We start from the raw sequence: 14077 nt of genomic DNA, 5'->3' as shown, positions 1-14077 counted from the left end.
TGGCGCACGCAAGCGAACGCCGTCGCGTGGCAAGTCCTGCGCGACGGCGTTCGCGTATCCGGTCCATGGGTGCGTATCGAGCCCCGATAATTTCAGCGACACGCAATGACTACCGTACCGCCGAGCGGTACGTTCGCGCAGCCCTGCGGGAGGGCCGGACGGCCGCGACGCGCTCAGTGCTTGCGCCGCCAGTCGAGCAGGTGGTGTTCCGCCATCCAGTGGTGGATCATCCCTTCGCCTTCGTGGCTGCGCTTGTATTCGCGCGACTCGAAGTACGACAGGGCGGCCAGCACCATCAGACCGATGAACAGGCCGATCAGGCCCGCGATTTCTTCAGACGACATGGCAGCCTCCTTTCAACGGCACAGCGCCATGCATATATAGTAGGACATGCGCGGCGCAACCCCGAAACCGGATTTCCGCTAGACTCGGCGCGGTCCCGGCGTGCGATGGGCGCGCCGTTTTCCGGAGCCTGACCTGATGACCCGTTTCATGCTGGCCGTGCTGGCCGCATCCCTCCTTGCCGCCTGCAGCAGCGATCCGCACCAAGCGCGCCGCGGCCACCCGCCGGAAGATCCCGCCGACTATCACGGTGTGCCGACCGACATGACGCCGCCATCGATGCTCGACGCGCCGTCGCCGAAGCCGGTGCAGTAACGCTCGGCCGGCCCGCCGTCACGCGCGGGCCGCGGACGCGGCCTGCGGGTCGGCGCCAATGCGTCGCAACAGCGCGGGCAGGTAGCGCGCGAGCGTCGCGCCGCGCGCGGCCATGTACAGCAGCAGCGCGAACCAAAGGCCGTGATTGCCGAACGTTCCGACGGCTGCGAGCGTGGCCGCGATGAAGATCGACAACGACACGACCATCGCGCGCATCAGCGATTGCGTCTGCGTCGCGCCGATGAACACGCCGTCGAGCAGGAAACCCCAGACCGACACGATCGGCGAGATCGCGGCCCACGGGAGGTAGCGCAGCGCGACGGCGCGGATTTCGGCCTGGTCGGTCAGGCGCGCGACGATCCAGCTCCCCGCTGCCCAGTAAACGAGCGCGAACAGCAGCGCGCCGAGCGCCGACCAGAACAGCGTGACGCGCACGGCTTGCCGGAATGCGCGGCGATCGCGCGCGCCGGCCGCCGCGCCGACGAGCGCCTCGGCCGCATGTGCGAATCCGTCGAGGCCGTATGCCATGAAGGTCTGGAAATTCAGCAGCAGCGCATTCGCGGCAAGCGTCGCGTCGCCTTGTTTCGCGCCGAGATGCGCGAACCACCCGAACGCGCCGAGCAGGCACAGCGTGCGCAGGAAGATGTCGCGATTGAGCGCAATCAGCCGCCTGAGCGCGTCGCGGTCGGCAAGCGCGCGTACCGCGAGCGGCGCCAGGCCGCGCGGCCGCAGCCGCCACAGCATCCACGCGCCGAGCGCGAAGCCGCATGCGTCCGCGGTGGCGGTCGCCGCGCCGATACCCGCGATGCCCCAGCCGAAGCCGTACACGTAGAGCAGCACGGTGGCGATGTTCACCGCGTTGATGAACACCTGCGCGACGAGCGCGAGGCGGACGCGCTGCATGCCGAGCAGGTAGCCGAGCACCACGTAATTCGCGAGCGCGAACGGTGCGCTCCAGATCCGTGCATGGCTGTATGCGAGGGCCGTCGCACGGACCGCATCGCTGCCGCCGAGCGCGGAAAGCGCGAACGACAGCAGCGGCACCTGCAGCGCCAGTACCGCGGCGCCGAGCGCGAACGCGACGATCAGCGCGCGCAGCAGGTTCAGGCGGATCCCGGCGGCGTCGCCGGCGCCATGTGCCTGCGCAACGAGCCCGGTCGTCCCCATCCGCAGAAAGCCGAAGCCCCAGAACACGAAATTGAAGAACAGCCCGCCGAGCGCGACGCCGCCGAGATATTGCGCGCCGTCGAGGTGGCCGGCGACGGCCGTGTCGACGGCGCCGAGGATCGGCTGGGTCAGGTTCGCGACGACGATCGGGAACGCGAGCGCGAGGACGCGCCGATGCGTGACGGCGGCCGACGCGCCGCCGGCCCCGTGCGGTAAGGCGGAGTCGGACATGGCGGACGCGTCAGGCGCGTTCCTGCACGCAGACCCACGGCGACACGACGACCGCCCACAGCTCCGGATTGCGCGCCGCGTAGTCGGCGGCGGTCTCGGCCGGCATGCGCGCGACGAGGCCGGACGACAGCCAGCGCGTGACCTGTTCGGCGTCGTCGCTGGCGACGGCTTCCGCGACGCTGACGAGATCGAGGTCGCGTGCGATCGACAACAGCTTGCCCTGCGCGAAGAAGCGCTCGAGATCGCACCAGTCGATTTTGGCGGTCTCGCCGAGGAGTTTGGCGTAGAGCGGGCTGTGCGACGCGCCCGCGGTGGCGTGTTGATCAGAGGACATCGGTTTCTTGGAAAGGCTGCGTGGCGCCACTATAAACCATCCGGCCGGGCGGGCCGAGCCGCTCACGCATCGCGCAGCGCGCGGCGCACGATCTTGCCGGTCGCGGTCATCGGCAGGCTGTCGACGAACGCGATCGCGCGCGGATACTCGTGCGCGGCGAGCCGTGTGCGCACGTGCGCCTGCAGCGCGCTGACGAGGGTGTCGTCGCCGACGTGGCCGGGGTTCAGCACGACGAACGCCTTGACGATCTCGGTGCGCGTCGCATCGGGCACGCCGACGACGGCCGCCATTCGCACCGCCGGATGCGTGAGCAGGCAGTCCTCGATCGGGCCCGGGCCGATCCGGTAACCGGCGCTCGTGATCACGTCGTCGTCGCGGCCGACGAAGCGCACGAAACCGTCCGCGTCGATCGTGCCCGTATCGCCGGTGAGCAGGTAGTCGCCCGCGAATTTGTCGCGCGTCGCGCCGGGGTTGCGCCAGTATTCGAGAAACATCACCGGGTCGGGGCGGCGCACCGCGATGCGGCCTTCGGCGCCGGGCGGCAGCGGCGTGCCGTCCGCATCGACGATCGCGACCGCATGACCGGGTACCGCCTTGCCGATCGCGCCGGGTTGCGCATCGAACAGCGCCGCGCACGACGACAGCACCATGTTGCACTCGGTTTGCCCGTAGAACTCGTTGATCGTCACTCCGAGCGCGTCGCGGCCCCACGCGGTCAGTTCGGTGCCGAGCGATTCGCCGCCGCTCGCGACCGATTTCAGCGACAGCGCGTAGCGTTCGCGCGGCGCCGCGACGGCGCGCATCAGCTTCAGCGCGGTGGGCGGCAGGAACGCGTGGGTGACGCCGTGCCGCGCCATCAGCGCGAACGCCGCGTCGCCGTCGAATTTCTCGAAGCGGCGCGCGAGCACCGGCACGCCGTGATGCCATGACGGCAGCAGCACGTCGAGCAGCCCGCCGATCCATGCCCAGTCGGCCGGTGTCCAGAACAGGCGTGCGTCGCGCGGGAAGCACTGCTGCGACATCTCGACGCCCGGCAGGTGGCCGAGCAGCACGCGATGCGCATGCAGCGCGCCTTTCGGCTTGCCGGTCGTGCCGGACGTATAGATGATCACGGCCGGATCGTCGGCGGCCGTATCCGCGGGCACGAAATCCGGCGCTTCGGCGGCGAGCGCCGCGTCGTAGCGCAGTACGCCCGGCGCGTCGGGCGCATCGTCGCCGATGCAGTAGACGGTATGCAGCGCCGGCAGTTGCGCGCGCAGCGGCGCGATCTTCGCGTAGCCGGCCGCGTCCGTGACGAGCGCGGCGGCCTCGCTGTTCGCGAGCCGGTACTCGAGCGCATCGACGCCGAACAGCGTGAAGAGCGGCACCGCGATCGCGCCGAACTTGTACGTGGCAAGGTGGGCGATCGCCGTTTCGGGGCCTTGCGCGAGAAAGATGGCGATCCGGTCGCCGCGCCGCAGGCCGGCGCGCGCAAAGCTGTTCGCGAGCCGGTTAGAAGCATTCCTCAGGTCGTCGAACGTGACGCGGAAAACGTCGCCTTGCGCCGTTTCGTGGATCAGCGCGAGGCGTCCGCTGCCGTCGGCCCATTTGTCGCACACGTCCACGCCGATGTTGTAGCGCGCCGGAATGCCCCACTGGAAGCGGGAGAGGAGCTGGTCGTAGCAATCGGCGGCGGGCAGCATCGCGTGGTCTCCGGGTGTCGAGCGTGGCGTCGGGTGAACGGCTTACATCAGGAATTCACGTAGACGAATCGACAATGGTGTTTCCTGATAGGGAATGTTCGGACTCGTCCAATAGGTGAGGCTCAGTGCACGATTCGACAATGACGCATAACATCAAGACAAAACAGTGGTGTGACCATGGATTTGCTTCTGATAGCTGCGGGGTTCAGCCTGATTGGAATCGGGGTGCTGGTGGCGTTTGCTCGTCACGTCGATCCGTTGTCCGGCCGTTTCACCGGACGTCTGCGCAAGCGCTGACTCGACTTTTTCCGTTTTCGACGCGACGGCACGCGATGCGCGCCGGCGTCGCGTGCCGTCTGTCGCGCGCTCAGCGTGCCGGCAGGTAGCGTGACGGATCGATCGAGCGGCCGCCGTAGCGCAGCTCGAAATGCAGCGCGACGCGATCGCTGTCGCTGTTGCCCATTTCCGCGATCGATTGCCCTTGCGTGACCGACTGGCCTTCCTTCACCAGCAGCGCGCGGTTGTGCGCGTAGGCCGTCAGGTAATCGGCGTTGTGCTTCAGGATGATCAGGTTGCCGTAGCCGCGCAGCCCGTTACCGGCGTAGACCACGACACCCGGCGCGGCCGCGACCACCGGCGTGCCCGGCGAATTCGCGATGTCGATGCCCTTCGATTTCGAGCCGTCGAACGTGCGCACGACGTTGCCGGCCGCCGGCCAGATCAGCGCAATGCTCGTGGCCGGCTTCACGGCCGATTCGACCGGCGCGGACGGTGCCGGGCGGGCGCGGCCCGCGCTGCCGGTGCCGGTGGTCGACGGCCTCGACGCGGTGGTCGTGCCGGGCGGCGGTGCGATGCGCAGCACCTGGCCGACTTCGATCGCGTCCGGGTTCGTCATCTGGTTCCAGCGCACGATGTTCTGTACCGACGTGCGGTTGTCGCGCGCGATCTTGTACAGCGTGTCGCCACGCTCGACGCGATAGAACCCGGGGCCGACGGGCGCGGAGCCGCACGCGACGAGCAGGGCGGCGCAGGCGGCTGCGAAGAGTCGCTTCGTTGTTGTTCCGAACATTGAACCTCGCAAAACCCCGCCGCGCTTGACGCGGCAGGCAACACAAAACGTCAGATTTTAACGGGTTCGACCCGCGCACCGCAGTTTCGGTGGCAGGTGCGGCTCCGCGCCCCGGTTCGGTGCGTGTCGAATCAGCCGGCGAGCGGCGCGACGCGGATCCGAAGCGTGGCCGTTTCGGTCGCGCCCGGCGCGAGCATGCGCAGCCCGCGGCCGTTGTGGATCGCATCGGGCAGGCCGAGCCACGGTTCGACGCAATAGAAATCCGAATCCGGCTTTTCGGTCCACGTCGTGACCGCGTACCACGGAATCGAGCCCGGCATGTCCAGTGCGATGTCGATCGTGCGGCGGCGGCCCGGCATCACGATGCGCACCGGCGCGGACGGCTGGCCGTCGAGGCAATGGAACCGATCGAGGATGTCCGGATCGTCGAGGCGATAACGGGCCTGGCCCGGTTCGGGCGGGCTGATCGAACCGTCCTCGCGCTGTTGGCAACGGTGCGTCGGCGGCAGCTCGAGGACGGTGTCGGCCCGCTCGCCGTGCGGCAGCGCGAAATAGAAATGGTGGCCGGCGTAATAGGGCAGCGGCGTGTCGCCGCGATTGGTCGTCGTCAGCGCGACGTCGAGCGTATGGGCGTCGGCCAGCCGGTAGGTCGTTTCGAACCGGAAATCGAACGGGTAGCTCGCGCGCAGCGCATCGTTCGCGTCGAGCGTCATCGACAGCGCGGCGCCGTCGGCCGACGGGTGCGCGTCGAATGGCAGATCGCGCGCGAAACCGTGCATCGGCAGGTCGCGGACGACGCCGGCCGCGTCGCGCCAGCGGCCGATCTCGCCGTCGACGCGGTGGCGGCCGAGGAACGGGAACAGCAGCGGATTGCCGCCGCGCACGCGGGCGAGGTTGCTCCAGTCGGCGGTTTCCGGCCAGAAGATCAGCGGTTCGCCATCGACGTGCCAGGACAGGAGGCGGCCGCCGAATTGCGGGGCGACCCGGACGAGCGACGGGCCGGCGTGAAGTTCGTGGATGTCGTGTTGCTGGAAGATCGGCATGGCGAATCGGGTTGGGCGGGTGAGGGGAGCAACGTGCGTTCCATTATCGGGCCGCGGCCGCTCGGGGAAAACCCTTCTCGGGAAATTGCGAGTTTTTAACACTGTCAACCGTCGGGATAATGCCTCTAAACCGGTGATGTTGCCGGGTCATGACACTTCGTGGAGGGGGCCATGGATCTGGCAATGGCAATGGGAATCGCACTGTTCGGCATGTTTACCGGCAGCACGGTATTATTTTTCTATCAGCTCGGCCGCTGACGGCAATTCCTGCCGAAGTCGACAGGCCCGCCATGCAAATGGCGGGCTTTTTGCTTTCTGCTCGCTTACAAATTGCAAGTGTTTGTGTGCATCGCCGCAATATCCTGCCAAATGCCTTGGCGCAGTAATCCTGGCTCGGCATAATCGGGGCGCGTTTTTCAGGACGCGCATCGCGTCGTCCGCCTTCCTTCCGCTTAATCTTCACTAAAAGGACCGACGCGTGAGCCTCTGGTTTCTGGTATTCCTGAGCGTCCTGCAGGGCGTCACCGAACTCTTCCCCGTCAGCAGCCTTGGCCACACGCTGCTCGTTCCGGCGCTGTTCGGCATGCACATCGACAAGCACGCGCCGCAACTGCTGCCATTCCTCGTCGCGCTCCATCTGGGCACCGCGCTGGCGCTGCTGTGGTACTTCCGCGCGCGCTGGATCGCGCTGATCGGCGGCTTCTTCGCCCAGCTCGGTGGCCGCAAGAACGACGACGGGCACCTGATGTGGGCGCTGATCATCGGCACGATCCCGACCGGCATCGTCGGTCTGCTGCTCGAGAAGCGCATCGAGCGCGTGTTTCACGATCTGCGGATCGTCGCGGTCGCGCTGATCGTCAACGGCGTGTTGCTGTGGGTCGGCGATCGCATCCAGCGTAGCCGCGCGCATCAGCCGCCCGAGAAGATGACTTTCAAGCAGGCGTTCTTCGTGGGCCTCGCGCAGATCGGCGCGCTGATTCCCGGCTTTTCGCGCAGCGGGCTGACGATGATCGCCGGCAACGTGGCCGGCCTGACGGCGGAGAAGGCGGCGGAATTCTCGTTCCTGCTCGGCACGCCGATCATCTTTGCCGCGGGCGTGCTGGAATTGCCGAAGCTGTTCCATGCGCGCGACCAGCTCGCCGATGCGCTGCTCGGCGGCGTGCTGACGGCGATCGCCGCGTATCTGAGCGTGCGGTTCCTGATGCGCTATTTCGAAGGGCGCGGCCGGCTCGCGTCGTTCGGCGTGTATTGCGTGATCGCCGGCGTGTTCTGTCTCGGCTGGTTCATGCTGCATCCGCAGCCGGTTTGATGCCGTGGGCGCCGGTCTCGCGTGATCTGGTGCGATGATCGGGTATAATTTCGGGCTCGGCTTCATGCCGGGCCCGTTTTGTTTCGGGGGTTTGAGGTGTCGTGGGGCAGTGGGCGGTGCTGCTGCTTCGTGATTCAAAAGCCCGTGCCGAATGCGGTCCGCGTCACGCCGTGTCTTTTCTCCCCGACCGCCCTTAGCTCAGTTGGATAGAGCAACGGCCTTCTAAGCCGTAGGTCACACGTTCGAATCGTGTAGGGCGGGCCAGTCAAATCGAAGGTTTGCGCCTGCCGTGACGGCCAATCTTCCGGTGCGTTAATTTCCATGTAGGGGCCATGTAGGCATTTCGCCAGTATCACTGGATTCGTTGCGGGCATAGTCACGCATGGCATGTCGAGGGAACAAAGCTCTTTCGAGAATCGTGGCGCCCGAGATGCCAGAACAAGGGTGACGTATATGACGTCTCCGATATGCGTCGCTTAGCAAAAGCACATGATACACGGTGCCTCTCTTGCCAAGAACGCCGCGACGAAACTTGAACGAGCATGCGTACATGGCCATCGCTGGTCGGCAGTGCCGGGAGTAATCGTTGCCTGAAGGTGGCGTCATGTATGTGCGTACGATGGCTGGAAGTTAGTGCACAAGCCGATGCGCAGAATCGCAAGGAAGCGCTGCGGTCAATCCATCTCGACGGACTATGTGAGTTTCAGCACGAGGTCCGAATGGGAATGCCTTGCGACACCGAATACCATCCATAAATGGTCACTGGTGTCGAGTGTGTGCCCGCGCGGAGATGACTACGAATCCAAAGACCATTCGTAAGCGCCGCCATTTACCGACTAAGGTCTGATAGCGCGCCCGGTGGGCAGTCGAGCGGTCAGTAGAGGGTGTTTTAGAATTTGGCTGGCTGACACGATCAGCATGAAACACCCGAATAATCGTCAGGAATGTAAACGAGGGCGTCATGTTTAAGGGCATCAGCGCCATTGTGATTGGGGTTGGCCTTCTTGTTGCTGCTGCAATCAGCGCACAGTCGACTAGAGCATTTCTTCGAACATCGATTGTGGTGCCAGGCCTCGTCGTTAAGCTCAATGTTGGCGGATACCATCCCGAGATTCAATTCACCACCAAGGCAGGACAGCATATTTCGTATCCGCAAGGCGGGATTGTCACTAAAGTGGAGCTGGGCCAGCGAGTCGAAGTGCGATACCAGGCCGACGATCCTGATGGCAGTGCAACAATGAACGTTTTCGCCGCGATCTGGGATTCAACGATAGTTTTTGCCTCCATGGGCGTAGTCGCGATCGCGTGCGGGATCATGAATTTGCCGTTGCGGACATGACATGGGAGTGGACAAAGTCATTTTTGCCGGACACGTCGGTCGTGTGTCCCGATAGACTCAGGTTGTAAGATCCGTCATCCGGGTAGATGAGGCGTCAGCCACGAATCGAGGTAAATAAACGAACATGACGAAGTCAGCCGATGCAATGAAAGCAGTATTTTTCTGCCTGCTTGGTTTGGCCTTACTCGCAGGTATGGCCTATTCGATTGTTGATACGCATGTCTTTCTCAAGAACGCTGAGGTTGCGAATGGGCAGGTCGTTGCGTTAAATGCCGGCGGTAGTCATCCGGAAATTGCATTCGTGACCTCCACCGGCGAGCATGTCTCATATGCTCAAGGCGGTCTCGTGTTCGGTATGAAAGTCGGTGACGCGGTGCAAGTGCGCTATCTGGCATCTTCGCCGAAGACATCTGCAACCTTGGATCGGACTTTGGCGATCTGGACCGTACCGATCTTCCTGGGTTTCTTTGGTGTGAGTGCGGTGTTAGGTGGTTTCTTCAGTTTCCCTCGGCCTTGACCTTCTGGAATAAGTCCATGTCTTTCTTGCGACGTAGTCAATGGGAGTACCAGACTGGCTCGACGTTCGGTGCGAGCATCGAATTCGTTATGGGCTCGGGCGGTGAAATTTTATTGAAGAATCCGGCGGGACAGTTTCAGCGATTCTGGTACGGTGGCCTTGGTGTAGGTTTGGGCGTCGGCGTCAAGATTCCGAAGGTTCGGTTGCCGAAGTTCGCGATCAAGGGGAAATCTGTGGGCGGAAGTGGTTCGGCGGAGGCGTTTCCCAGCATCGGCTGGATCTACATGACATCGGCCTTCTCCGGGACGGAGCTTGAGCATTCCGACTTTCAGGGAGGCGCCGTTTATCTTGACGGAAGTGCTGAAATTCTGTTGGCTGGCGGTGGTGGTTCGGTCATGTTGCTTGGTATCAACCCGGCATTGCTGTCGCTCGCGCTAAGCCAGCTTACGATCAACCCGATGCTGTTCGAGTGGGTGATGCAACAGGCAAAGGCGCTCTTGATCATGGCGGGTGTCAATGCGGGGCTGAACGCGGACGGTAAGGGCTTCGGCGGCGGGGCCGGAATTCTGGCTGGTTACGTCCACTGACCTATATCAGCGGTTGTGTTCCAGGGCGTGGAGCGCACCGCAAAAGCTCCTTGCCGCTCTCGGCCGATAACACGACGAGTTGGACGTAGCTGTTTGACTGAGCGTACGGGCCGAAGAACCGGTCCATGACAGCCGAGAACCGATGCAGGCTGACATCTCGTGTCGCAGCCTCGGAGAACGAAAGCAGGATCTCCACACCGCGAACAAATGACGGGAAGTGATTGTCGAGAGACATCCACCTGATCGCCGGTTTGTAGTCGAGGGATGCGATCGCGTCAATGCAACGTTGGGCAACCACGCTGGAGTGCGGAGCATGGAAACGGAGAAACGCCTTCAGCGCGGGTAGGCCCGTCCGCGTCAGGTCGAGCGGATGCGGCGCCAGTGCCGACAGGACGCGCCAAAGCGCACCGCCACGCGGCAGGGCAGCCGGCAAGGTGGGGCGGGAGAGCAGCGTGATCGGGCACGCCAATGCCGAACCCTCGTACAGAAGATCGCTATCCGGCGCACCGATCGGCAACCGGGACGGCATTGCTCCGTTGGTGGCCAGGACATCGACATCGACCTGAGGGTGTCGCGGATGAGCGGTTTGACCCTTTAAGTCGACCAACGCCAGTTGCGATTCCGCCAGCGCGCCGTCCAGCATGGCTTCCGGATCTCGGTAGGCCAGCCAATAGATGGCGGACGAATCCATGGGCCGCGCGTGACTGAATGCACGATACGGCCACACCTGCGTGCGCGGTGCCGCGTGTGAAGCGATGGCGGCCTTGTCTTCGCCCGACTTCGTACGCTCGCCCAGATACACGGCTTCAACCGAGTAGACGCTCAGCGGAATGCCGGTTGCCAACGGGGTCGGCGTGATCGGATAGGTGGCATCGTGACGGGTTAGCTGGATAGGCGTTGCCGCGCGTTCGAACAGGTTGACGACCGGTGTGCAAAACAATCGAAACGTGCTGATGTTCAGCGTTGCCAGGATCTGAGCGGCGCCGGAATCATGGCCGGTGCCCTGCACGGCGATGTGAAGCGTCAGCCGTCGAGCTGCTTCGGCGCGCGCGGCGCGACGCATTCGACCCAGGTCGATGTCGACGAAATCAAACTTCTCGGGAAAGGCAAAATACTCGATCAAATGCCTGAACGATTGTGCGCTTGTATCGTCTTCGTTCGGCAACAATCGCTCGCCTTCGGCAAAGCCGGCCGCCTCAACGGGGACTTTCGACAAGCGGGTCCAGCGTCCGCTTTCGTCCACCTCAACGTAGGCGGCCGATGCACGGAGCAACAGCGTATCGGAAAGCGCGGCGACGAGCGGCCGCTCTCCGGACAGATGTACCCGCACTGGGGCGGACGGAATGGCGTCATCGAATGCTTGCGACGCGGATTCGCTTGTAAAGGTAATCGAAATGATCCCCGTCACTTCTGCCGGAATGCGCGCCGCTGCTGGCGCAAGCGTCGCTGGTGAATAGCGAGCCGAGTGAATACGTAATGGCGACAACGTGACGTCGTAGACGGTGCGGAAGCGACACGGTGCGGCATTGGCGTCCAGCATCGTGCCGCGCTCTATCGTCAGCGGTTCGGTAAGCTGACCGAACAGAACCGATGGGTCGAACGAGGCAACCGCGCATGACGGGACCGTGCGCAGATACTGAGGATAGGCAATTTCGAGAAGTGCCTCGGTGAATTGCGGGTAATCATCATCAAGCTTCGCATCGACACGAGCGGCCAGCAGCGCGAACGTCTGTACCATCCGGTCGACGTGCGGATCTTCGACGTGGCCGCCAGACATGCCGAGGCGTGCTGCAATCTTCGGAAAGCGTCGAGCAAAGTCCGCCAGACTGCGTGCAAGCAGTCCGACTTCACGTTCGTAATGTGACAGCAGGTGGTCCATTCGCCGCAAATATTCAATAATCCGCGATAATCGGTCCCCGTTTTCCGGAGCCGACATCTAGTCCAAATGGCGCGCAGACATATTAGAATGGCCGCGCCGACAAAAAACTGCCCCTCTGCTGAGAGATTCCGAGGCTACATATGCAAATGTCCGAAATTGCGAGCTTCTTCCAGCTCCAGAGCAATCGCCTGTTTACGATTGAAACGCCTTTGAAAGGGCGATCGGATCTCGTACTCGTCGATTTCCATTGTACCGAGGGGTTATCTCAGAATTTTGAGATGCGTGTCCGGCTAGCGTCGCAAGACAAGAATATCGAGCTGAAGAAGCTGATCGGCCAACCTGTGACAATCACGTTGCAGTTGACCGATGCACTCGCCAGCTCCGAAGAGCGTTACTTCCACGGATACGTCGCAGCGTTTTCGCATCTGGATACCGATGGCGGTTTTGCGATGTACAGCGCAACGATCCTTCCGTGGCTCTGGATGCTCTCTCGCCGGCAGGACATTCGGATCTTTCAGGAAGAGAATACAGAGGCGATTCTCGCGCGCGTGTTTCGTGAGTACGGCAAGCTCGCGTCGTTTGAGTTCCGGCTCTCGAAAGGAACGCAGAATCGCAGCTATTGCACGCAGTACCGTGAGACGGATCTTGCTTTCGTCGAACGGCTGATGCGAGAGGATGGCTTGTTCTATTACTTCGAGCATGCGAAGGATGGGCACAAGCTGATCATTGCCGATAACTCGGTGACCGCGAAGCCGATCGACGGGCGCAGTCCATCGCTGCAATACAACCAGAGCGAGGCGATGGACAATCTCGCCGTCATCACGTCATTTCAAGCACAGCGTCAGCTTGCACCGGACACGGTCGGACTGAAAACTTTCGACTACAAGATTCCTCATGCTCGGCGATTCGTGTCGGGTGGAACGGAGGTCAATCAAGGCGATGTCCCGTCCTACGAGATCTACGACTACCTCGGCGAGCATGGCTTCGCTGACAGCGATCGGGGTGAAGAGCTCGCGCGCTTCCGGACGGAAGCGCTGGCTGCACACAGCAAGACGTTCGTCGGGGTGACGACGGGTCGGCGGATGATGCCGTGCCGATACTTCGAGCTGGACGACCACTACGATCACGCCAGTACCAAACAGGAAGACCGGCAATTCCTGTTGCTGACTGTGTCACACACCGGCACGAACAACTATGAGCCCGGTGAGGGGAGTTCGGCGTATTCGTGCAGCTTCACCTGCATTCGCAAGAAAATTCCGTACCGTCCGGCATTCGAAGGGGAGCGTCCGACAATCGTCGGGCCGCAGACGGCGATCGTCGTAGGTCCGAAAGGCGAAGAGATTTATACGGATAGCCTCGGCCGGGTGAAGGTGCAGTTCCACTGGGATCGTCTCGGCAAACGCGACCAAGGGAGTTCCTGCTGGGTGCGCGTGAGTCAGCCGTGGGCGGGTAGCGGTTTCGGGATGATTCAGATCCCGCGAATCGGGGATGAGGTGGTCGTGAGCTTCCTGGACGGAAATCCGGACCGTCCCCTCGTGACGTCGCGCGTTTACAACTCGCAGAACATGCCGCCGTGGGCGTTGCCAGCCAACGCGACACAGAGCGGGATTCTGACGCGTTCGATCAAGACCGGTAACGTCAACACGGCCAATGCGATTCGCTTCGAGGACAAGAAGGGTGAGGAAGAGGTCTGGCTACACGCCGAGAAGGACCAGCGCATCGAGGTCGAGCACAATGAATCGCATTGGGTTGGCAACGATCGCACCAAGAATATCGATCACGATGAGACTGTGCACGTCGGCCACGATCGTACGGAAATGGTCGACAACAACGAGACGATTCACGTTGGGGTGGATCGGACCGAGACTGTTGGCAACAACGAGACGCTGACGGTCGGTGGCAATCGGAACGAGACCATCCAAGGGATGGAGAATCTCCTGATTGCACTGACGTCGACGGAGACGGTCGGACTTGCGAAAGCACTGACCGTGGGCGGCGCGTATACGGTGACGGTAGCGGGCGCGATCAACACTGCGGCCGGGCTCGCCAGCGCCGAGGAGGTGGGGCTGTCGAAAACCACGATGGTGGGCAAGACCTATACGGTTACTGCCGGCGATCGCATCGAGCTGCGAACCGGTAAAGCGTCGATCGTTCTCGAAAGCAGCGGACACGTCACGATTAGCGGGACGAGCATCGACATTCTCGGTTCCGACGCGGTGAAGGTCGACGGCAAGACCGTCGATCTGAACTAAGTGCTACGACG

At 63.0% G+C, this 14077-nt stretch carries 13 protein-coding genes and 1 tRNA gene; 7 read left to right on the top strand and 7 right to left on the bottom strand.

The genetic code is table 11. The features are described from left to right. Positions 1–173: 173 nt before the first annotated feature. Positions 174–344 (bottom strand): hypothetical protein, encoded by a 171-nt coding sequence (locus tag QZM72_RS24125; RefSeq protein WP_175768670.1) that lies wholly within the window; start codon positions 342–344, stop codon positions 174–176. A gap of 136 nt (positions 345–480) precedes the next feature. Here QZM72_RS24125 and QZM72_RS24120 point away from each other — a divergent pair, with 136 nt between their 5' ends. After that, entirely contained in the window at positions 481–657 is a 177-nt protein-coding gene (locus tag QZM72_RS24120; RefSeq protein WP_301739428.1) for a hypothetical protein, read from the top strand. Between the two features lie 18 nt (positions 658–675). On the opposite strand, the gene QZM72_RS24115 is transcribed toward QZM72_RS24120, so the two are convergent. The 5 genes from QZM72_RS24115 to QZM72_RS24095 form a co-directional block, all read right to left on the bottom strand. Further along, on the bottom strand, positions 676–2055 hold the full coding sequence (locus QZM72_RS24115; protein ID WP_301739427.1) for an MATE family efflux transporter: 1380 nt from the start codon (positions 2053–2055) through the stop codon (positions 676–678). Between the two features lie 10 nt (positions 2056–2065). Next, the gene (locus tag QZM72_RS24110) at positions 2066–2389 is read right to left on the bottom strand and encodes a DUF2288 domain-containing protein (RefSeq protein ID WP_069617121.1); all 324 of its coding nucleotides are present in this window, start codon (positions 2387–2389) and stop codon (positions 2066–2068) included. A gap of 62 nt (positions 2390–2451) precedes the next feature. Then, positions 2452–4071 carry an acyl-CoA synthetase gene (locus tag QZM72_RS24105; protein WP_301739426.1) on the bottom strand — a complete coding sequence of 540 codons (1620 nt, stop codon included), beginning with the start codon at positions 4069–4071 and terminating at the stop codon, positions 2452–2454. Between the two features lie 367 nt (positions 4072–4438). Next, on the bottom strand, positions 4439–5140 hold the full coding sequence (locus QZM72_RS24100) for a peptidoglycan DD-metalloendopeptidase family protein (protein WP_089467146.1): 702 nt from the start codon (positions 5138–5140) through the stop codon (positions 4439–4441). A gap of 131 nt (positions 5141–5271) precedes the next feature. Further along, positions 5272–6183: an aldose epimerase gene (locus QZM72_RS24095; protein WP_301739425.1), complete on the bottom strand. Its 912-nt coding sequence runs from the start codon at positions 6181–6183 to the stop codon at positions 5272–5274. Between the two features lie 478 nt (positions 6184–6661). Between QZM72_RS24095 and QZM72_RS24090 the strand changes: the two genes are divergently transcribed. The 5 genes from QZM72_RS24090 to QZM72_RS24070 all read left to right on the top strand — a co-directional run bounded on the left by QZM72_RS24090 (position 6662) and on the right by QZM72_RS24070 (position 9935). Continuing rightward, entirely contained in the window at positions 6662–7492 is an 831-nt protein-coding gene (locus QZM72_RS24090; RefSeq protein ID WP_089467148.1) for an undecaprenyl-diphosphate phosphatase, read from the top strand. 187 nt (positions 7493–7679) lie between these two features. Continuing rightward, positions 7680–7756 (top strand) — tRNA-Arg (locus tag QZM72_RS24085). A 697-nt stretch (positions 7757–8453) separates the two neighbouring features. Further along, on the top strand, positions 8454–8831 hold the full coding sequence (locus tag QZM72_RS24080) for a DUF3592 domain-containing protein (RefSeq protein ID WP_301739424.1): 378 nt from the start codon (positions 8454–8456) through the stop codon (positions 8829–8831). Positions 8832–8955: 124 nt separating this feature from the next. Beyond that, a complete protein-coding gene (locus QZM72_RS24075) occupies positions 8956–9348 on the top strand; it encodes a DUF3592 domain-containing protein (protein ID WP_301739423.1) in 393 nt (130 codons plus the stop codon). Positions 9349–9365: 17 nt separating this feature from the next. Continuing rightward, positions 9366–9935 (top strand): hypothetical protein, encoded by a 570-nt coding sequence (locus tag QZM72_RS24070; protein WP_301739422.1) that lies wholly within the window; start codon positions 9366–9368, stop codon positions 9933–9935. A gap of 1 nt (position 9936) precedes the next feature. On the opposite strand, the gene tssF is transcribed toward QZM72_RS24070, so the two are convergent. Then, positions 9937–11814, bottom strand: coding sequence for a type VI secretion system baseplate subunit TssF (gene tssF, locus QZM72_RS24065; protein ID WP_301739421.1), 1878 nt, complete (start codon positions 11812–11814; stop codon positions 9937–9939). A 140-nt stretch (positions 11815–11954) separates the two neighbouring features. Between tssF and QZM72_RS24060 the strand changes: the two genes are divergently transcribed. Further along, positions 11955–14066 carry a type VI secretion system Vgr family protein gene (locus tag QZM72_RS24060; protein ID WP_301739420.1) on the top strand — a complete coding sequence of 704 codons (2112 nt, stop codon included), beginning with the start codon at positions 11955–11957 and terminating at the stop codon, positions 14064–14066. The last annotated feature ends 11 nt before the right edge of the window (positions 14067–14077 follow it).

The sequence above is a fragment of the Burkholderia sp. AU45388 genome (assembly GCF_030481585.1).
In the GTDB taxonomy this organism is placed as follows: Bacteria; Pseudomonadota; Gammaproteobacteria; order Burkholderiales; family Burkholderiaceae; genus Burkholderia; species Burkholderia sola.
Note: the sequence above shows the minus strand (reverse complement) of the source record. Positions and strands in the feature narration are given on the sequence as shown.